At 63.5% G+C, this 20,221-nt stretch carries 18 protein-coding genes; 9 read left to right on the plus strand and 9 right to left on the minus strand.

The window, feature by feature from the left end; all coding sequences use genetic code 11:
* Position 1 precedes the first annotated feature (1 nt).
* Complete coding sequence (locus tag NKH19_RS04425) at positions 2–463, minus strand: (2Fe-2S)-binding protein (RefSeq protein WP_352864788.1); 462 nt, start codon at positions 461–463, stop codon at positions 2–4.
* Positions 464–578: 115 nt separating this feature from the next.
* Between NKH19_RS04425 and NKH19_RS04430 the strand changes: the two genes are divergently transcribed.
* Positions 579–1,175, plus strand: coding sequence for a helix-turn-helix domain-containing protein (locus NKH19_RS04430; protein WP_352864791.1), 597 nt, complete (start codon positions 579–581; stop codon positions 1,173–1,175).
* A gap of 33 nt (positions 1,176–1,208) precedes the next feature.
* Here NKH19_RS04430 and NKH19_RS04435 read toward each other — a convergent pair whose 3' ends face one another.
* The 3 genes from NKH19_RS04435 to NKH19_RS04445 all read right to left on the minus strand — a co-directional run bounded on the left by NKH19_RS04435 (position 1,209) and on the right by NKH19_RS04445 (position 4,476).
* Positions 1,209–2,339, minus strand: a complete 1,131-nt coding sequence (locus NKH19_RS04435; RefSeq protein ID WP_352864794.1) for a patatin-like phospholipase family protein — start codon at positions 2,337–2,339, stop codon at positions 1,209–1,211.
* 49 nt (positions 2,340–2,388) lie between these two features.
* Complete coding sequence (locus tag NKH19_RS04440; RefSeq protein ID WP_502910879.1) at positions 2,389–3,171, minus strand: 3-hydroxybutyrate dehydrogenase; 783 nt, start codon at positions 3,169–3,171, stop codon at positions 2,389–2,391.
* Positions 3,172–3,387: 216 nt separating this feature from the next.
* A complete protein-coding gene (locus NKH19_RS04445; protein ID WP_352864797.1) occupies positions 3,388–4,476 on the minus strand; it encodes a citrate synthase/methylcitrate synthase in 1,089 nt (362 codons plus the stop codon).
* A gap of 92 nt (positions 4,477–4,568) precedes the next feature.
* Here NKH19_RS04445 and NKH19_RS04450 point away from each other — a divergent pair, with 92 nt between their 5' ends.
* Positions 4,569–5,708, plus strand: coding sequence for a citrate/2-methylcitrate synthase (locus tag NKH19_RS04450; RefSeq protein WP_352864799.1), 1,140 nt, complete (start codon positions 4,569–4,571; stop codon positions 5,706–5,708).
* A gap of 88 nt (positions 5,709–5,796) precedes the next feature.
* Here NKH19_RS04450 and phaR read toward each other — a convergent pair whose 3' ends face one another.
* Entirely contained in the window at positions 5,797–6,408 is a 612-nt protein-coding gene (phaR, locus tag NKH19_RS04455; RefSeq protein WP_352864801.1) for a polyhydroxyalkanoate synthesis repressor PhaR, read from the minus strand.
* Between the two features lie 309 nt (positions 6,409–6,717).
* On the opposite strand from phaR, the gene NKH19_RS04460 reads away from it, so the two are divergent.
* The 6 genes from NKH19_RS04460 to NKH19_RS04485 all read left to right on the plus strand — a co-directional run bounded on the left by NKH19_RS04460 (position 6,718) and on the right by NKH19_RS04485 (position 14,822).
* Entirely contained in the window at positions 6,718–7,902 is a 1,185-nt protein-coding gene (locus NKH19_RS04460) for an acetyl-CoA C-acetyltransferase (protein ID WP_352864803.1), read from the plus strand.
* A gap of 116 nt (positions 7,903–8,018) precedes the next feature.
* Positions 8,019–8,744, plus strand: a complete 726-nt coding sequence (gene phbB, locus NKH19_RS04465; RefSeq protein ID WP_352864805.1) for an acetoacetyl-CoA reductase — start codon at positions 8,019–8,021, stop codon at positions 8,742–8,744.
* A gap of 721 nt (positions 8,745–9,465) precedes the next feature.
* Positions 9,466–12,900 (plus strand): helicase-related protein, encoded by a 3,435-nt coding sequence (locus tag NKH19_RS04470; protein ID WP_352864807.1) that lies wholly within the window; start codon positions 9,466–9,468, stop codon positions 12,898–12,900.
* Between the two features lie 15 nt (positions 12,901–12,915).
* Positions 12,916–13,302 (plus strand): RNA-binding S4 domain-containing protein, encoded by a 387-nt coding sequence (locus tag NKH19_RS04475; protein WP_352864810.1) that lies wholly within the window; start codon positions 12,916–12,918, stop codon positions 13,300–13,302.
* A 234-nt stretch (positions 13,303–13,536) separates the two neighbouring features.
* Positions 13,537–13,875, plus strand: a complete 339-nt coding sequence (gene fdxA / locus NKH19_RS04480; protein WP_352864812.1) for a ferredoxin FdxA — start codon at positions 13,537–13,539, stop codon at positions 13,873–13,875.
* A gap of 365 nt (positions 13,876–14,240) precedes the next feature.
* Positions 14,241–14,822, plus strand: a complete 582-nt coding sequence (locus NKH19_RS04485; protein WP_013529179.1) for a CarD family transcriptional regulator — start codon at positions 14,241–14,243, stop codon at positions 14,820–14,822.
* Between the two features lie 87 nt (positions 14,823–14,909).
* Here the strand turns inward: NKH19_RS04485 and NKH19_RS04490 are convergent, their stop codons facing one another.
* The 3 genes from NKH19_RS04490 to NKH19_RS04500 form a co-directional block, all read right to left on the minus strand.
* Positions 14,910–15,683, minus strand: a complete 774-nt coding sequence (locus NKH19_RS04490; RefSeq protein WP_352864815.1) for an amino acid ABC transporter ATP-binding protein — start codon at positions 15,681–15,683, stop codon at positions 14,910–14,912.
* Complete coding sequence (locus tag NKH19_RS04495) at positions 15,680–16,360, minus strand: amino acid ABC transporter permease (protein WP_352864818.1); 681 nt, start codon at positions 16,358–16,360, stop codon at positions 15,680–15,682. Before NKH19_RS04495 ends, NKH19_RS04490 begins: the two co-directional genes overlap by 4 nt.
* Positions 16,361–16,498: 138 nt before the next feature.
* On the minus strand, positions 16,499–17,272 hold the full coding sequence (locus NKH19_RS04500; protein WP_352864821.1) for an amino acid ABC transporter substrate-binding protein: 774 nt from the start codon (positions 17,270–17,272) through the stop codon (positions 16,499–16,501).
* Between the two features lie 324 nt (positions 17,273–17,596).
* On the opposite strand from NKH19_RS04500, the gene NKH19_RS04505 reads away from it, so the two are divergent.
* On the plus strand, positions 17,597–18,460 hold the full coding sequence (locus NKH19_RS04505) for an RNA polymerase factor sigma-32 (RefSeq protein ID WP_352864824.1): 864 nt from the start codon (positions 17,597–17,599) through the stop codon (positions 18,458–18,460).
* Between the two features lie 40 nt (positions 18,461–18,500).
* On the opposite strand, the gene NKH19_RS04510 is transcribed toward NKH19_RS04505, so the two are convergent.
* Positions 18,501–19,970: a M48 family metalloprotease gene (locus NKH19_RS04510; RefSeq protein ID WP_352878381.1), complete on the minus strand. Its 1,470-nt coding sequence runs from the start codon at positions 19,968–19,970 to the stop codon at positions 18,501–18,503.
* Positions 19,971–20,221: the final 251 nt, after the last annotated feature.

Here is a 20,221-nt window from a genome sequence, read left to right on the forward strand (position 1 = left end):
GTCAGAGCCCCGCCGTCTTGAGCGCCGCGGCCTTCTTGATGGCCGAGCGGATCCTCGGATAGGTGCCGCAGCGGCAGAGATTGCCGCCCATGGCGTTGTCGATGTCGGCGTCGCTCGGGTCGGCGACCTCGTCAAGCAGCGCCACCGCGCTCATGATCTGGCCGGCCTGACAATAGCCGCATTGCGCGACCTGTTCCTCCAGCCATGCCTGCTGCACCGGATGCAGTCTGCCCGCCGTGCCGATGCCTTCAATGGTGGTGACAGCGCCGCTGACCTGGCCAACCGGAAGCGAACAGGAACGCACCGGCTGACCGCCGACATGAACCGTGCAGGCGCCGCAGGCGGCAATGCCGCAGCCGAATTTGGGTCCGGTCTTGCCGATGAGATCGCGCAGCGCCCATAGCAGCGGCATGTCCGGATCGGCGTTGATATCGAATGATTGTCCGTCGACGGTGAGGCGCATGGGGATACCCTTTGTTGTCGTCCACTGCCCAAGGGCGAAGCGTCCGCTTCGTCCGATACAGATTGACAAATTACGTCATTTTGTCAATAAAGATCTCGCAGGATAGAATTGCTCCATGAATCAGATCGAAAACATCGCCACCGCCGACCCCAAACGCGTCCGTATCCTGGATGGGGCGATGAAGATGTTTTTGGCTTATGGCTTCTCCCGCACCACCATGGACGACATCGCCCGCGCCGCCGACATGTCGCGGCCGGCGCTCTATCTCCTGTTCAAGAACAAGACCGACATTTTCCGCGCCATCGCCATGATGATCCTGTCGCGCTCGGTCGAGGCGGCAAAGCTGGCTCTGGCCGGCGACGGCGCTTTCACCGAGCGCATGATGCGAGCCATCGACGAGGCATTCATCTCGATGATGGGCGCCGTCGTTGCCTCGCCGCACGGCGCAGAACTGCTGGACATGAAATCGAACCTTGGCGATCTGGTGGGCTGCTGGCGCGGCGGGCTTGGCAAACATATCGCCGCCGCGATCGAGGGCGAAGCAGCCGGGAACGGCGTCGATCTGGCGGCCAGGGGCCTGTCGACGCAACTGCTTGCCGACATGCTGCTCGACGGGCTGGAAGGCATGAAGGCGCGGATCAGCGATCCCCAGGGACAGCGGCAAGCGGCCGCCGCCCTGATCAGGGTGATCGAACTCACTCTGAAAGCATGATCGCGAGCCAATCGATGAACATCGATTGGCCGTTCACGCCCGACGGCGAACCACCTCCGGATTTTTGCGCGCAGCAAGGAATTCCTTGACCCGCCGGCCAGGTGCGGGACCGCGCACCGGCTTGAAGCCGTCATCGAGTTCGCCCGAGAGATCGAGTGTCGGGTGCTTGCCGACGGCGTCGTAATTCTCTTCCAGCCAATCGGTCGCGGCGGTGCGGCCGAGATCGCGCAGATAGGTCAGGAACGCCCATTCGGCATTGACCTTCGATGATGCCGACAGGTCCTTGAACGCCTCGTCGGCATCGATACGGTGCATGCGGATGTCGCGGTATTCGCCATGCGGCAGACGGCCGGCGGCGATCAGTTCCTTGACGAAGGCAATCGAACGGAATTCGCGCAACAGCCCGGCGTTGAAGGTGATCTCGTCGATGCGGTTCTGGATCTCATTGGCGCTCCTTGGTGTTCCCTCCCGCACCACCGGATTGATCTGCACCAGCAGCACGTCCTCGGTCGCCGCCGTCTTGAAGAACGGATAGAGCGCCGGATTGCCGCCATAGCCGCCGTCCCAATAGGGCACGCCCTTGATCTCGACGGCGCGGAACAGTTGGGGCAGGCAGGCCGAAGCCATCACCGTGTCGAGGTCGATCTCGCCGTCGGAAAAGACGCGCAGCTGTCCGGTTTCGACATTGGTCGCCGAAATGAACAGCTCCATCGACTTGCAGGCGCGGACATTCCTAAAATCGATCTCCCGCGCGACGACGTCGCGCAGAGGATTGAGGCCCAGCGGGTTGGCGGCATAGGGCGAGAACACCCGCGACATGGTGTCGAAAAAGACATAGCCCGGCGTGTTCTCGATCGACCAATTGCCCCAGGCGACATCCCACGGCATGCGCTGCACCGGGCTGAACCGGCCCTTCGCCGCCACCGCGCGCCAGAAATCATCGAGCTTCTGGCGTGCGCCATCGACCCCGCCACGGACAAAACCGTCGGCCAGCGCCACCGCGTTCATGGCGCCGGCACTGGTACCTGACACCGCTGATATCTCCAGCCTGCCGTCCTCCAGCAGCCGGTCGAGCACACCCCAGGAAAAGGCCCCGTGCGAGCCGCCGCCCTGAAGTGCGATATTGATCTTCTTCGTCTCCTCCGCCTTGCCGTTTTTGGTCATGGCGTCGTCCTCGGTCTGTCCCGTTTGGTAGATGCGAAAATTCTGGGCCTCACGCGGCGGTCCAGCCGCCGTCGACCGACAGATGCGTGCCGTTAACCTGCGCCGCCGCGTCCGAACACAGGAACACCGCCGCTGCCGCGATCTGCTCGACCGTGACGAATTCCTTCGTCGGCTGCTTGTCCAGCATGACCTCGCGGATGACGGTCGCGCGGTCCATCTCGTGAGCTTTCATCTGGTCGGGGATCTGCGCCTCGACCAGCGGCGTCAGCACGTAGCCGGGGCAGATGGCATTGCAGGTGATCTTGTCACGCGCCAGTTCGAGCGCGACCGTCTTGGTCAGCCCTAATATGCCGTGCTTGGCCGCGACATAGGCCGATTTGAATGGCGACGCGACCAGCCCATGCGCCGAGGCGATGTTGACGATCCGGCCGCCGCCGGCCTTTTTCATCAGCGGAATCGCTGCCGCGATGGTGTGGAACGCCGAAGACAGGTTGATGGCGATAATCGCGTCCCATTTCTCGATTGGAAAGTCTTCCACCGGCGCGACATGCTGGATGCCGGCATTGTTGATCAGAATATCGACCGACCCGAACGTTTCTGCAGCCTTTGAGACCAGCGCCCGGCATTCTGCCGGTTTCGACATGTCGGCCTTGATGTAGGCAGTCTTCACGCCGTGCTGTTTGGCGATCGCATCGGCGATGGCGTGGTCGGCTGCCGTGTCGGAGAAGGAATTGACGACGACGTCATGGCCTTCGGCCGCCAGCGCCTGGGCGATGGCCAGGCCAATGCCGGATGTGGAGCCGGTGACAACTGCGGTTTTCCTGGTGGCCAAGGGCGGAATCCTCTGGTTGCGGCAAAAGCAGGTCTATGTTGCAGTGCAGCATATATGCTCGATGCGACGCAATAACAGCGGCCAGAATTTTCGGCGAGATGAAATTTTCGTCATGAGCGGCGGCACAGCCGCTCACCACGACAACATCGACCGGACCGCCCCGCCCATCGGCGGGCGCAACCTTCCTGCAAAAATCCTGCAGAGCCCAAAAAAGCTTCAGGCAACCAGGTCAGGCACCGGCCCGACATAACGCGACTGCGGCCGGATCAGCCGACCGGTCGTCTGCTGCTCGCGCGCATGCGCGATCCAGCCAGCGACACGCCCGGCGGCAAAGATATTGCTGAAGGCTTGGCTGGGAAAGCCCGCCGCTTCCAGCAGCAGGGCGGTGTAGAACTCGACATTGGTCTGCAGCGAGCGCGACGGCTTGGCAACCCGCAGCACGTCGAGCGCCGCTTGCTCCACCGTCTCCGCGAAGGCCAGCCGGCGGCCGGCTTCGCCCTCGTTGCCGAGTTGCCGCACCACCGCCTTCAGCACATCGGCACGTGGATCGCGCACGCGGTAGATGCGATGCCCGAAGCCCATGATGCGCTTGCCATGCGCGATCTCTGCGCGCAGCCAGCCGGCCGCGTCGCCATGCGCCTGGATTGCATCCAGCATCTCGATGACAGGGCCAGGCGCGCCGCCGTGCAGCGGCCCCTTGAGCGCGCCGAGCCCGGCCAGCACGGACGATGTCAGGCCGGCCTGCGTGGACGCGACCACGCGTGTTGCAAAGGTCGATGCATTGAGACCGTGGTCGCAGACCGTCACCAGATAGGTGTCGAGCGCCTTCGGCAGCCCTGGTGAGGCGACGTTGCCGCTCAGCATCCGCAACATGTCGGCGGCGTGATCGGCCCGGCTGTCCGGCGCGATCGGCTCTTCGCCGCGCCGGAGGCGCAGCAAGGCCGGCGTCAGCACCGCTGGCGCCGCGATCAGCAGCAAGGCGTCCGTCAGCGTGTCGCCGTCCGGCAGCAGCGCCATGCCGGCGCGCATGGCGCTGTAGACATCGAGCGATGCCAGCAAGGGCAGCGAGGGCAAAACCAGCTCGAACACGTCCGCACGCGCCCGGCCCAGAGCCCGCGTCAGTTCCGCATCATCGGGAAGATCGTCGAAAAAGCCGTCCAGCAACAGCCGAACCACCTGGGCATAATTCCAACGGCCGGCCAATTCCGGCAGCGAATGACCACGGATCGTCAGACGGCCGCCAAGACCATCCACATCGGAGAGCACTGTTTCCGCCGCCACAACGTCATCGAGCCCATTCGCCATAGCCTGTCTCCTTGAAGCATTTCGCGATTGGAGATAAGGCTGGGCAACACCGCCATCAATCTTGATCAATAGAATCAATATGAGAGTTCGATATGTCCGAGTGGCTGTCGCGAGAGGAAGCGCTTGAGCGTCTCCAGGTGCGGGCGCAGACGCTGTACGCCTATGTCAGCCGTGGGCGCATCGGCATGCGGCCCGACCGCGCCGATCCGCGCCGCAGCCAGTATCGTGCCGACGACATAGCGGCGCTGGCAACGCGGAGGGCACGTGGAAGAAGTCCCTCGGCAATCGCCGAAAGTTCGATCGCCTGGGGCGAGCCGTCGATCGCTACGGCGATTTCGACCGTCTCGCACGGTCGCCTTGTCTATCGTGGCCAGGACGCCGCCGCGCTTTCCGAGAATGCCACGCTGGAAGAAACAGCCGCGGTGCTCTGGGCTCTGCCCAAACCGGTGGCTTTCGAAGCGCCGTTGCTGGAGGAGCCCTATCAAGCTGGCCGGGCCGCGGCCTTTGCGCGACTTGCGGTGCTTGCCGGCCAAGGGCGCCCGTCGCTCGGGCGCAGCGCCGCGTCGCTGCATGCCGATGCCGCGCACGTGGTCGGCGTGCTGGCCAGTGCCTTGGGCACGTCGGCGGGATTAGAGCCAATCCATCAACGGCTGGCACAGCGCTGGTCGGTGGATGGTGGCGGGGCGGATGCGATCCGCCGAGCGCTTGTCTTGCTTGCCGATCACGAACTGAACGCGTCGACCTTCGCCGCCCGCGTCGCGGCCTCGACCGGCGCGCCGCTGGCCGCCTGCCTGCTCGCTGGGCTTGCGACCCTGTCAGGCCCTCGCCATGGCGGCGCCGGCGAGGCGGTGATGCAACTGGCCGAGGATGCGGCACGGCATGGCGCCGATGCGACGATCCGGCGCTGGCTCAGCCATGACCGACCGTTGCCGGGGTTCGGTCACCAGCTTTATCCCGACGGCGATCCACGGGCGGAGGCGCTGCTGTCGGTGATCGAGGTCGACGGCACACTATCGTCGCTGCGCGACGCTGCCCTTGCCGCGACCGGCGCGCTTCCCAACATAGACTTTGGGCTGGCCGCGCTGACGCGCAACCTTGGCTTGCCGCGCGATGCACCGTTCCGCTTGTTCGCGCTCGCACGCAGCGTCGGCTGGGCCGCGCACACGGTCGAACAGATAACAAGCGGAGGCCTTATCAGGCCGCGCGGCCGTTATGTGGGAGTGCTGCCATAGGGCCGAAAAGGGGTACCGGTCTTCGGAAAAGATGGAACGGGCAGCGACCCGATGCGCCGCAGCTATCGGATCTTTCGATCCGAACGCGTCAAGACATCGTGTCGAGCTTGCGCTGCATGGCCGCGATCTGGTCCTTCAACTCCTGCAGGTCGTCGGGCTTGTCAGGCGTTTCCTTCCTGGCCGGCTCGGGCGTCGGTGCAGCCCCTGGCGCGGTGCCCGCGGGCGGAAACGGCGTGAACAGCCGCATCGCATTCTGGAACATTTCCATGTTGCGGCGCGTCTGCTCCTCCAGTGCCTTGATCGGCGTGGTGATTTTCATCATGTCCAGCGGCGACTTGCCGAGCGCACCCTTCATCTGCTCGCGAAAGCGTTCCTGCTCCTTGGAGAAGGCGAGCATCGACTGCTCGAGGAAGCTCGGCACGATCATCTGCATCTGGTCGCCGTAATAGGCGATCAGCTGGCGCAGGAACGGGATCGGCAGCATGTTCTGCCCATCCTTGTTCTCCAGCTCGAAGATGATCTGGGTCAGCACCGGATGCGTGATGTCGTCACCGGTCTTGGCGTCCTGGACGGTGAACTCCTCGCCCTTCTTGACCATCTCGGCGAGGTCCTCGAGCGTCACATAGGTGCTGGTACCGGTGTTGTAGAGGCGGCGATTGGCATATTTCTTGATGATGATCGGATCGTCTTTAGCGGCCATCTACATCCTCCCGGGGACACCGGCGCGCCTCTGAGTAAGCCGCCGATAGCGATTGTGCCTTTTTTTTGAGGATATGCGCAAAAGCCTCACAATTCCAAGCAGTTTGTGCAGTGCGGGATCATTAAATGCTGCATAGCGGGCAAAAAATATGCTGCGCAGCAATGAGGGAACTGCCGCCCCGGCGAGGCACGACCCGCTTGTGGCGCATGGGCGCCATGCCCATTTCCGGTTTGACTTGGATCATGGAAAGGGCAAGAAAAGTCGCCAACAACGCCCAAAAAAACGACAGCTCGAAGTCCGGAGAAGAAAATGACCTCTGCCAATTCCATCGTTGTCGCCAGCGCCGCACGCACGCCGGTCGGCTCCTTCAACGGCGCCTTCGCCGCCACCCCGGCACATGAGCTCGGTGCCGTCGTCATCAGGGAATTGCTGTCGCGCGCCGGTGTCGAACCAGGCGAGGTCGACGAGGTCATCCTCGGTCAGGTGCTGACCGCGGCGCAGGGTCAGAACCCGGCCCGCCAGGCATCGATCAATGCCGGCCTGCCCAAGGAAACCACCGCCTGGGGCCTGAATCAGGTTTGCGGCTCGGGTCTGCGCGCCATTGCGCTCGGCATGCAGCAGATCGCCACCGGCGACGCTAAGGTGATCATCGCGGGCGGCCAGGAATCGATGTCGCTTTCGACGCATGCCCAGCACCTGCGCGCAGGCGTCAAGATGGGCGACTTCAAGCTGATCGACACTATGATCAAGGACGGACTGTGGGATGCCTTCAACGGCTATCACATGGGCAACACCGCCGAAAACGTCGCGCGCCAGTTCCAGATCACCCGCGACGACCAGGACCAGTTCGCGCTGGCCTCGCAGAACAAGGCCGAGGCCGCGCAGAAGGCCGGCAAATTCAAGGACGAGATCGTCGCCGTCACTATCAAGGGCAAGAAGGGCGACACCATTGTCGACCAGGACGAATACATCCGCCACGGTGCCACGATCGACGCCATGACCAAGCTGAGGCCGGCTTTCGACAAGGACGGCACGGTGACCGCCGCCAACGCCTCCGGCATCAATGACGGCGCCGCGGGTGCTGTGCTGATGAGCGAAGCGGAAGCGGTGAGACGTGGCATCACCCCGCTGGCGCGTATCGTGTCCTGGGCAACCGCCGGCGTCGACCCGCAGATCATGGGCACCGGACCTATTCCTGCCTCGCGCAAGGCATTGGAAAAGGCTGGCTGGTCGGTCGGCGACCTCGACCTGATCGAGGCCAATGAAGCCTTTGCGGCGCAAGCCTGCGCCGTCAACAAGGACATGGGCTGGGATCCCTCGATCGTCAACGTCAATGGCGGCGCCATCGCCATCGGCCACCCGATCGGCGCATCTGGCGCCCGCATCTTCAACACGCTGGTCTTCGAGATGCGCCGCCGTGGCGCCAAGAAGGGCCTCGCTACGCTCTGCATCGGCGGCGGCATGGGCGTCGCCATGTGCGTGGAGGCAATCTGAAGAAAAGCAAATAGCGAGTAGCGAATAGGGAAGAATGGCGTCAGCGCGACGGGACATCAAATCCCTACTCGCTATTAGCCACTCGCTATTCGCTCCCGACCAAAGGGAGGAACATTATGACCAAGGTAGCAATCGTCACGGGCGGATCGCGCGGTATCGGCGCGGCGATCTCGATCGCATTGAAGACCGCCGGCTATTCGGTTGCCGCGAACTACGCCGGCAATGACGACGCGGCGGCGAAATTCAAGGCCGAAACCGGTATCCCGGTCTACAAATGGTCGGTCGCCGACTATGATGCCTGCACCACCGGCATCAAACAGGTCGAGGCCGATCTCGGCCCGGTCTCGGTGCTGGTCAACAATGCCGGCATCACCCGAGACGCCATGTTCCACAAGATCACGCGCGAACAGTGGAAAGAGGTCATCGACACCAACCTGTCCGGCGTCTTCAACATGACGCATCCGCTGTGGAGCGGCATGCGCGACCGCAAGTTCGGCCGCGTCATCACGATCTCCTCGATCAACGGCCAGAAGGGCCAGGCCGGCCAGGTCAACTATTCCGCCGCCAAGGCCGGCGACATCGGTTTCAGCAAAGCTCTGGCTCAAGAGGGGGCGCGCGCGGGCATCACCGTCAACGTCATCTGCCCCGGCTACATCGCCACCGAGATGGTCAAGGCTATCGACGAGAAGGTGCTCAACGAGCGGATCATCCCGCAGATCCCCGTCGGCCGCCTCGGCGAGCCCGAAGAAATCGCGCGCTGCGTCGTTTTCCTCGCTTCCGAGGATGCCGGCTTCATCACCGGCTCGACCATCACGGCCAATGGCGGCCAGTATTTCGTCTGATGACGGGCGGTGCGGGCGGACAGACCGACGGGCCAGCCCGCCGGCCCGTTTTTTCGTTGCCGGGCCTGATCCTTTCGACATGCCCTCGTCGGGTGCTGACCCAATCCGGTACGCAGAGGTTAATAGCGGCTGGCCGCCCTGTGCGAAACCGGTTCCCAAGCCTGTGGATTCTCGGTGGATAAGCTGTTCACAACACAAGATATTGGGGTGAACAAACCAAGAATATTCCGGCATCCTGATTCGTCGCCGATTCGTTCCGGCTTTGACCGGAACGTTAACGGCGACAGCTGGAATCGCCTGCCAATTCCTTAACGCGGATTAGGAAAGATCAACAATTTCATAAGCTTGAGCGAGGCATACCAAGCCATCATGATCGTTTCTCGGCAAAGGTTAACAGCAACGCCCCCTTGCACCCTCTTAGCATAAAACGGGCCAGTTCAGCGATTCAGCATGTGGTGCGACTCCTGGTCGCAAAATCCACATGTAGCCGTGAACAAAAGCTGAATCTGGCCGAGTCACTGATTCGTCGCCGATTCGTTCCAGACTCGTTCTATCCGTTAATCCGCGGCCGATTGAGAGCTTGACAAAAACACCTTCTGGCCGGCGGTGGAACATTCCGCTTTCGCTTCGCGCCCGAAATCCCTATGTGTCGCCTGTCATACGCGCCACGTGAGGCACGCTCCCGACAACCAGAGGCCAGAAAGCCTTATTCCCAGGGTCGATGAACATCCAGCCGAAACACACTGAGCCGCTAATCCTGTCTGGCCGCGACGTGACCGCCGTGCTTGGGCCCACCAACACCGGCAAGACCCATCTCGCCATCGAGCGCATGGTGGCTCATGAGAGTGGCATCATCGGCCTGCCGCTCAGGCTGCTGGCGCGCGAGGTCTATGCCCGCGTCTGCGAAAAGGTTGGCGCTCACAAGGTCGCGCTGATCACCGGCGAGGAAAAGATCCAGCCGGCGGGCGCGAAATATTCGGTCTGCACCGTCGAGGCCATGCCGCGCGAGACCGATGCCGCCTTCGTCGCCATCGACGAGGTGCAGCTTGCCGGCGACCTCGAGCGCGGACACATCTTCACCGACCGTATCCTGCATCTGCGCGGCCGCCAGGAAACGTTGCTGCTCGGTGCCGCCACCATGCACGGCATTTTGCAGCGCCTGCTGAGAGGCGTCTCTGTGGTGACGCGGCCGAGGCTGTCGCATCTTGCCTATGCCGGCCCCAAGAAACTGACACGGCTGCCGCGGCGCACTGCGATCGTCGCCTTCTCGGCCGACGAGGTCTACGCCATAGCCGAACTGATCCGCCGCCAACAGGGCGGTGCCGCCGTCGTGCTCGGCGCGCTAAGCCCGCGCACCCGCAACGCCCAAGTGGCATTGTTTCAGTCCGGCGATGTCGACTATCTCATCGCCACCGACGCCATCGGCATGGGCCTCAACCTCGATCTCGATCACGTCGCCTTCGCCCAGAACCGGAAGTTCGATGGTTATCAGTATCGCAACCTGACGGCGGCCGAGCTTGGCCAGATCGCCGGCCGCGCCGGTCGGCACCTGCGCGACGGCACCTTTGGCGTCACCGGCCAGGTCGACCCGCTGGATGAGGAACTGGTCAAGAAGATCGAAGGCCATGATTTCGATCCGGCGAAGGTGCTGCAATGGCGCACCGCGCGTTTCGACTTCGCCAGCCTCGATGCGCTGAAGCGCTCGATCGAAACCAATGCCCCGGTCGAAGGGCTGACGCGCGCGCTGCCCGCGGTCGACGCGCAGGCGCTTGAATATCTGTCCCGCGATGAAGACATCCGCGCTCTTGCCAGCAATGCCAAACGCGTTGCGCTGCTGTGGGAAGCCTGCGCACTGCCCGATTACCGCAGGATCGCGCCGGCCCAACATGCAGACCTCGTTGCTTCGATCTACACCGACCTTGCACGGCATGGCCATGTCGACGAGAATTACATGGCCGAGCAGGTGCGCCGCGCCGACACCACCGAGGGCGACATCGACACGCTGTCGCATCGCATTGCCCAGATCCGCACCTGGACATTCGTGTCGAACCGGCCCGGTTGGCTGGCCGATCAGGCACACTGGCAGGAAAAGACGCGCGAAATCGAAGACAGATTGTCGGATGCGCTGCATGAGCGGTTGACGAAACGCTTCGTAGACCGCAGGACTTCCGTCCTCATGCGGCGCCTTAGAGAAAATACCATGCCTGAAGCCGAAATTAGTCCTACCGGAACCGTCCTTGTCGAAGGCCACCATGTCGGCGAGTTGCAAGGGTTCCGCTTCACCGCTGATCAAACCGCCGGCGGTGAAGACGCCAAGGCGGTGCGCACCGCCGCCCAGAAGGCGCTGGCCGCCGAGTTCGAGGCGCGCGCCGAACGCTTCGGCGCCTCGGCCAATGGCGACATCGCGCTTGGCTCGGATGGCACGCTGCGCTGGATCGGCGCGCCGATCGGCACACTGGTCGCGGGCGAAGACGCGCTGAAGCCGCGCCTGGTGCTGCTGGCCGACGAACAGCTGACCGGCCCGGCGCGCGACAAGGTCGCCGCGCGTGCCGAGCGGTTCGTCAATTTCCAGATCGAGTCGCTGCTGAAGCCGCTGGTCGACCTGAAGAATGCCGACCAGATTTCTGGCATCGGCCGTGGCATCGCCTTCCAACTGGTCGAGAATTTCGGCCTCATCAACCGCCGCGACATCGCCGAGGAGATGAAGTCGCTCGACCAGGAAGGTCGCGCCGCGCTTCGCCGGCTCGGCGTGCGCTTCGGCGCCTACCATGTTTTCGTGCCGGCGCTGATCAAGCCGGCACCCGCCGGGCTTGTGACGCTGCTGTGGGCGCTGAAGAATGACGGCAAGGACAAGCCCGGCTTTGGCGACGTGGTTCACGCCCTCGCCTCCGGCCGCACCTCCGTGGTCATCGACCCAGCCTTCGACAAGACCTTCTACAAGCTGGCGGGCTACCGCAATCTCGGCCGCCGCGCCGTGCGTATCGACATCCTGGAACGGCTGGCCGACCTGATCCGTCCCGCGACCAACTGGAAGCCCGGCCTCGGCCAGCGTCCGGACGGGGCCTATGATGGCCAGTCCTTCATGGTGACGCCGCCGATGATGTCGATCCTCGGCGCCACCGCCGACGACATGGAAGAAATCCTCAAGGGTCTCGGCTACCGTGCCGAGCCGAAGCCGCCGGCTGAAGTGAAGGCGCGGCTCGAGGCACAGGACATTGCCGCACGCGAGGCCGCGGCGGCGAAGCTTGCAGCTGAAGAGACAGCGCGCGCGGAGCAGGCCAAGACGGCGGAAGCAGCGGCAACCGATGCGGCCGCGGAAGCAGCGGTCGGAGGTTCGGAGCCGGCATCGGACGCAGTGGCCGCTTCGGAAACCGCGGCCGAAAGTCCCGCCGAAATCGTCGCGGACGCCGCGGCGGAACCTGCCGTGCCCGAGGTGGCAGAACAGGCGGATACTCCGGCCGAAACCGAGCAGGACGAAGCGCCGGTAGCCGAGATTGTTGCAGGGAACGCCGAACCCGCGCCGGCTGAGCCGCGGGCAGAGGCTGAAACTCCCGAGATTGAAGCCGCGCCGGCAGAAGAAGCCGCACCGGCCGAGCTGGCGTCGGATGCCGCGCTCGTAACGGACGCCGCGCCAGACGAACCTGCCGCGACGGCAGAAGCAGCGGTCGGCGAACCTGTGCCGGAAGCCGAAGCGCCAAAACCCATCCTGTTGTGGCGTCAGGGTCGTTTCGAACAGCGCCCGCGCAACCGCGACGACAACCGCAGGAACAATCGCCCACGCAACGGACAAGCGCGCGGCCGAAGCGATGCGCCCGCGGATGCCGCCGGCGCATCGGCTACGGCTGCACCCGGAGAACGTCCGGCCCATGAGGGCCGGCGCGACGGTGCCGGCAAGCCGCGCTTCGATCGCTCGAAGTTCAAGCCCAAGCCGCAGGCCGAAGGCGAACAGCGGCGTGACGGCCGGCCGCAAGGCGAGCGCCCCGACCGCCGCGAAGGCCGTCCCGACTGGAAGGGCGGCAGGCCGGATGGCAAGGGTGGTCCGCAAGGCGGCAAGCCCGCTTTCCAGCCGAAGCCGCGCGAGGAGCGCCCGGTGCGCTTCGATCCGGACTCGCCCTTTGCCAAGCTCGCCGCTTTGCGCGACCAGCTGAAGAAGTAGCCTCGGCTCGCCTCGATGGTCGTCGAAGGCCGCCAACGCATCGACAAATGGCTGTTCTTCTCGCGCGCGGTGAAATCACGCTCGCTGGCGGCGAAACTGGTGGTCGCCGGCCGGGTTCGCATCAATCGCGACAAAGCAGCGCAGGCCTCCGATCTGGTCAAGCCCGGCGACGTGCTGACCATCACGCTCGAGCGGCGCATCTTCGTCTGGAAGGTGCTCGGCGCCGGGGTGCGGCGTGGCCCGGCCGAGGAGGCACGCACGCTGTACGAGGATATCTCGCCGCCGCCCGCGCCAAAGGGCGAAGCCCCTGCCGATGCGATACCGGCGCTGCGCGAGGCCGGCAGCGGCCGCCCGACCAAGAAGGAACGCCGCCAGACCGACCGCTTGCTTGGTGAAGACTGATGCCTGTCGCACCTAACACGCGCGGCTGTTTTGGGACAACGACACGCTTGAGGCAAAACTGAACCCAGCAAACAAGACGCTCTACGGGACATGACCGACTTCCGCCGGGCCCGCCGTCTGGAATTCCATTCCGGAAACACCGGCACCGGCCGCAATGGCTGCCCTTGCAAGCGGCCGATAAAGGCGTTACCTGACGGAAAAAGCCCAACAAAATGGGACTCCCGGAGCCGACCGATGACCTATGTCGTGACCGACAATTGCATCAAATGCAAATACATGGACTGCATCGAGGTCTGTCCGGTCGACTGTTTCTACGAAGGCGAGAACATGCTCGTCATCCATCCCGACGAGTGCATCGACTGCGGCGTTTGCGAGCCGGAATGCCCGGCCGACGCGATCAAGCCCGACACCGAGCCGGGGCTCGACAAATGGCTGCGGATCAACACCGAATACGCCGATAAATGGCCCAACATCACCGCAAAGAAGGAGCCTCCGGCAGACGCCAAATCCTTCGACGGCGAGGCCGGCAAGTTCGAGAAATACTTCTCGGCCGAGCCCGGCGAAGGCGATTGACAACACGGCCGCAAAGGCCGGTACTGCGCAGGGTAAGAAGCACGTCACAATAACCGCCTTGACAGGCGGCGCTGACCTGTGGCCTTCGCTTATGCAGCAAAACCTTGATTCTTCCGACTTTTTGTGTTACATCAACCAAACATGCCGGTGACACAACGTCGATTTATGGCGCAGACGCCCCAAATCACTGAAAGGTGAAAATCCCATTCGGACCAGAGCGATCTGGGCCAGGCGGCCGCAATATTGCGTTTGCCGGTCCGGTTTTTCCGATGGGTCATCTGTTGTGCGGCAAACGATCGGCTCCCCCGATCGCGCGAGTTCGGGCCGGCAGGACGCCGGTACCACAACAAGGAGTTCAGGGCGTAATGGCTACGATCACCCCGCAGAAGAAGTCCACCGCTGCGCGTCACGGTTTCAAGACCGGCGAGTACATCGTCTATCCGGCGCACGGGGTCGGCCAGATCGTGTCGATCGACGAGCAGGAAGTTGCTGGACATAAGCTGGAACTATTCGTCATCGACTTCTCGAAGGACAAGATGCGCCTGAAGGTGCCGGTCGCCAAGGCGACCTCCATCGGTATGCGCAAGCTGTCGGAAGAGGATTATGTCGAGCGCGCGCTGAAGGTCGTGCAGGGCCGCGCCCGCGTCAAGCGCACCATGTGGTCGCGCCGCGCCCAGGAATATGATGCGAAGATCAATTCCGGCGACCTGATCTCGATCTCGGAAGTTGTGCGCGACCTCTATCGCGCCGACAACCAGCCGGAGCAGTCCTATTCCGAACGCCAGCTCTACGAGGCGGCGCTCGACCGCATGGCCCGCGAGATCGCGGCCGTCAACCGCATGTCGGAAACCGAAGCCGTGCGCCTGATCGAGGTCAACCTCAACAAGGGCCCTAAGCGTGGCGCCAAGGCCGACAATGAGGAAGCCGAGCAGGAAGAAGCTGCCTGAGCTTTTCCGCCTTTAAATTCATGAAAAACCCGGCCTTGCGCCGGGTTTTTTGCTTTTGGGAGGATAAGGCTGAAGCGAGGACCGCGCTTACGGCTCGCCGCCAGCTTCCTTCATCGCCTCCTGCTTCAGCGTCGCAATGAACCGCTTGGTCCGCTGGTGCTCCGGATTGCCGAACAGCACCTCCGCCGGCCCCTTCTCGACAATGACGCCGGCATCGAGGAACACCACTTCCTGGGCGATCTTGGAGGCGAGGCGCAGGTCATGCGTCGCCATCACCATGGTCGTGCCTTCGCTGGCGAGCTTGCCGAGCACGTCGACCACCTCTTGCGCCAGTTCCGGGTCAAGCGCCGAGGTCGGCTCGTCGCAGAGCAGCACTTTCGGCGACGGCGCCAAGGCACGAGCGATCGCCACGCGCTGCTGCTGGCCGCCCGACAGTGTCGCCGGCCAGGCATCCGCCTTGTGCACCATCCCTACTTTTTCCAGCAGGGCGAGCGCCCGCTGGCGTGCCCTCTCCGGCGGCCATTTCAGCACCGTCACCAGCCCTTCCATGACATTTTCGATCGCGGTGCGATGCGGAAACAGCTGGAAGTTCTGGAACACCATGCCGGTCTGCAGCCGCAGGCGCTGGATATCCCTGGACGGAACCCTGCCGCCGGGGTGGAATTCCAGCGCCTCGTCACCGATGCGCACCGTGCCCGAGGTCGGGATCTCCAAGAGGTTGATGCAGCGCAGAAGAGTGCTTTTTCCCCCGCCCGACGGCCCGACCAGCGCCGTGACGCTGCCTTCGGCAATGGTGACCGTCACGCCCTTCAGCACAAGATTGTCGCCGAAGCGTTTCTCGATGTTGGTGAGGCCGATCATGAGCGCGCCTCCAGGAAGCCGCCATAGCGGTTGAGCCGGGTTTCCAGCCGCGTCTGCAAGGCTGACAGCACCGAACTCATCGCCAGATAGAGGATCGCCGCCTCGACATAGAGGATCAGCGGCTCATAGGTGGTGGCGACGATGCGCTGCGCCGCCTGGAACATTTCCGGCACGGTTATCGCGGCCGCCAGCGACGTATCCTTGACCAGCGAGATGAAAGTATTGGAGAGCGGCGGCACCGCGACGCGGCCCGCTTGTGGGAGAATCGTGCGCCGCATCGCCTGGCTCCAAGTCATGCCGATCGAATGGGCTGCCTCCCACTGGCCCTTCGGCACCGAGCCTATCGCAGCGCGGATGATTTCCGACGTGTAGGCGCCGATGTTGAGCGTGAAGCCGATCAACGCCGCCGTGAAGGCGTCGAGCAGGATGCCGACCGACGGCAGGCCGTAGAAGATCAGGAACAGCTGAACCAGGAGCGGCGTGCCGCGAAAAATCCAGACATAGAAGCGCACCAGCGCGACCAGGGGCTTCGGTCCAAACAGCCGGGCGAGCGCGGCACCCAGGCCGACCGTCAAGCCGAGAGCGAAGGACAACAGCGTCAGCGGCACGGTGAAGATCAGCGCCGCCCACAACAGCGAAGACAGCGACTCCAGCATCAGTTGCAGCCAGTGCGTCACGTAAGATTCTCCAATGGTCGAGGCGGCTCATCGAGGCGTGAATGCGTCGGACATATCACGACAAAAGCGGCGGCCGGTCAAAGACGGTCCGCCGCTTGATATGTCTGGTGGGCCGGGAGACCGGCCCGCCTCACAGGATTACTTCGAAACGTCCTGGCCGAAATAGGTGTCTGCGATCTTCTGATAGGTGCCGTCGGCCTTTATGTCGGCCAGTGCCTTGTTGATCGCCGCAACAAGTTCCGGATCGCCCTTGCGCACGATGACGCCGGAATAGTCGGCGTTTTCTTCTTGCGCGGCAATCTTTACATTGGCGTCGGGCTTGTGCTTCTTGAAGTCGAGGAACGACAGGCTGTCATTGATGGTGGCGTCGGCACGGCCGGTCAAAAGCAGCTGGATCGACTGGTCGAAGCCATCGGTGCCGACCAATTCGGCGCCGTTCGCCTCGGCCAGCTTGCCGAAATTCGAGGTCAGCGACTGCGCCGACTTCTTGCCCTTGAGATCGGCGAACGTCTTGATGTCGGTATTGTCGCCGCGCACGATCAGCACCGCCTTGGAGGCGATGTAGGGATCGGAGAAATCGTACTTGGCCTTGCGGGCGTCGGTGATGCCGACTTCGTTGATCACAGCGTCATAGCGATTGGCGTCGAGGCCGGCGATCAGCCCGTCCCACTTGCCTTCGAGGAACTCCACCTCGACACCGAGCTTGTCGCCGATCGCCTTGGCGATCTCGACATCGAAGCCGACCAGCGCGCCGGAAGTGTCATGATAGGTGAATGGCGCATAGGTGCCTTCCGTACCGACCTTGATCACCCCGGCATGCTTGATCTGGTCGAGATTGGCGCCGGCATGGCCCGCGGTGACGGCCAGAGCCTGCAGCGTTCCGGCGACGATGAGCGACTTGAGCCATTTCATTTTTCTGTGATCCCGTCCTTGGCCTGATATCCGGCACGTTGTGAGAGCTGGAAACTGACAGATGCAACCGGAAAAAATAAGGAACATGATTTCAAAAATGGCACATTTCTGAAATCAGATTCTCGAAATGGCGTTTCTTGGCGGCACTCGAAGTCGTTACCCGCCCGTGCGGACATGGTTCGAGCAACACGATCCGCCTGGCAACAACCAGGGAACCATTCCCGCACACCGCACGTTCTGGCTGTTCTAGGGCACGACGCCGCCATTTCAACCCGGGCGCCAGCCGAGTTTGCAAAGTCATCCGCATCGCCCAGGGAGCGCCTCATGATGGAAGACACGGCAGGACGGATCATGGTCCGCGCGGCAATGAAGGCTCCCTACCTCGAACGTGACGAAGAGCACCGGCTGGCATTGCTCTGGAAAGAGGACAACGACCAGAACGCGTTGCACAGCATCACCGTCGCCCATATGCGGCTGGTCATTTCCATGGCTTCCAAATTCCGCCACTACGGCCTGCCGCTCGGCGATCTGATCCAGGAGGGCCACGTCGGCCTGCTTGAAGCCGCTGCCCGCTTCGAGCCGGAGCGCGAGGTGCGGTTTTCGACCTATGCGACGTGGTGGATCCGCGCCTCGATGCAGGACTACATCCTGCGCAACTGGTCGATCGTGCGCGGCGGCACCAGTTCGGCGCAGAAGGCGCTGTTCTTCAACCTGCGGCGTCTGCGCGCGCGACTGGCGAATGGCACCGAGCCGCTGTCCAACGCAACGCTTTACCGCGAAGTGTCGGAGGCACTCGGCGTCTCCGAAGCCGATGTGGCGATGATGGATTCGCGGCTGTCGGCGCCCGACTCCTCGCTCAACATGCCGGTTGCCGACGATGCGGGTTCGACCGAGCGCATGGATTTCCTGGTCTCGGACGATCCGCTGCCCGACGAGATCGTCGGCGACAAGATCGATGTCGCGCGCCGCTCGCTCTGGCTTAGGGAGGCGCTACGCGCGCTCAACGCGCGGGAGCTCCGGATCATCGAGGAACGTCGGCTGAACGACGAGGGCGCGACACTCGAAGCGCTCGGCGAAACCCTCGGCATCTCCAAGGAACGTGTCCGCCAGATCGAGGCCCGCGCCATGGAAAAGCTCAAGGTCGCGCTGGTGAAACAGAACCCGGAGTTCATGGCGACCGCCGCCTGATCCGCAACAGACGTCCAGCGGATGAATTTCCGGCTGGCTCTTACTTGTCGGTGACGATCTTGACCTTGTCGCCGGCGGAAACCGCGGCACCCGGCGACAGCGCATTTAGCACGCGGAACAGGTCGAGCTTGCGGTCGACGCCAACCATCTGGGCCGAAAGCGAACCCATCGTCTGGCCCGGTTGGACGGTGACGACGCGGATGTGCAGTGGCTTCAAAGCAGCCTTTTCGGCAGCACTGAGGATCCTGAACGAGCCGCTGACCGAACGCGCCACGGTGTCCAACGTGGTGCTGGCCGAAGGTGCCGCGGTCAGCAGCCTGTAGACCTGGCCACCGGCACGGATCACGGCAATGTCGAACTGCCAGCCTTCGGCGCCGGCATGCGCGGTCGCCGCCTCGTTGCCGTTGATCGTCTCCTGCCTCACGCTGCTGTCGTCGAGGCCGGCCACCCAGCCGCTGCGGATATAGTCGGTGAGCGCGCGGTTCTTGTCGATCGAGACGCCGTCGAAGCGGATCGCCATATCGCCGGGGCCGGTTGCGGTCACCGCGGCGGCCGAATTGTCGATGATGAAGCCCTGCGGCACCGAGAAGGATACGCCGAGGCCCGGATGCATGAAGGTTTCGCCGCGCACATAGCCTTCCTCGGGCGTGTCGCCATAGAGCAGGCCGTCTATGCCGGCGAGGAAGGAATCGCGATCGCGCGTACCGACGCCGGGCGCGCCGAATTGGCGGGCAAGGCGCTGCGCCAGATCGATGCGCTGCGGCGTGTTGGGGTGCGTGGCCAGGAAGTCGAGGCTGGCGTCGGTGGCGCCGCTGATCGAACGGAAGTCCGTATAGGCCGACATCGACTGCAGGAAGCGGCCGGCGGCGAAAGGATCGTAACCGGCTTCGCCGATCGATTTGATGCCGATGGCGTCGGCTTCCAGCTCCTGGTTGCGCGAGAACTGCGCCAGCCTCAGCTTGCCCCGAATCAGCGCCGCCTTGGCGGTCGGGCTGCCGCCGAGCACATCGGAAACCACCTTGGTCGCCAGGCCTTCCTCGGCCTCGAGTTGCTGGCGCTGCAGGCCGTGATTGGCGGTGACGTGGCCCATCTCATGCGCGATGACAGCGGCAAGCTCTGCCGAATCATTGGCCAGCGCCAGCAGGCCGCGGGTGATGTAGAGATAGCCGCCCGGCAGCGCGAAGGCGTTGACGTTGGGCGAATTCAGGATGGTGATGCGATAGGTCTGCGTCGGGTTGGCCGACACCACGGTCAAATTGCCGACCACCTTGGCGACCATGCGCTCAAGCTTGGGATCGGAATATTCACCGCCATAAGTCGCCAGAATGCGCGGGTGCTGCGCCTTGGCCAGTTCGGCGAGCTTGTTGTTGGCGCCGACATTGTCGACCGTGATCGGCTTGTCGGAAGGCTGGAAGCCGGACTCCTGTACTTCCGGCGGCATGAACATCTGGCAGCTCGCCAGCGCCACGGCAAAGCCGGCCAACGCAAGAAAACGCGCCAGCGGATTCATTCGTAGTCTATCAACGCCGATCGCCAGAACGGCTTCCTTTCGGGTCCCGGCGCATGACCACGAAAACCGGGGGCGATTTTCGGAACATGTCATGCGCTATCTCAAACGGCTGCAGCATCCGTTGCCCGTCCCTTAGGGCACGAGCGGCGGATGCTGCAGGCAAATCACGGCCTGTGCCGGACCAGTAGGGCGGACCTAGCCACACTCCTCCAGTCATGGCAAGCAAGCGCCACATCGCCTGGAGTCGGTTT

The organism is Mesorhizobium sp. M1338 (genome assembly GCF_040318045.1).
GTDB lineage: Bacteria > Pseudomonadota > Alphaproteobacteria > Rhizobiales > Rhizobiaceae > Mesorhizobium.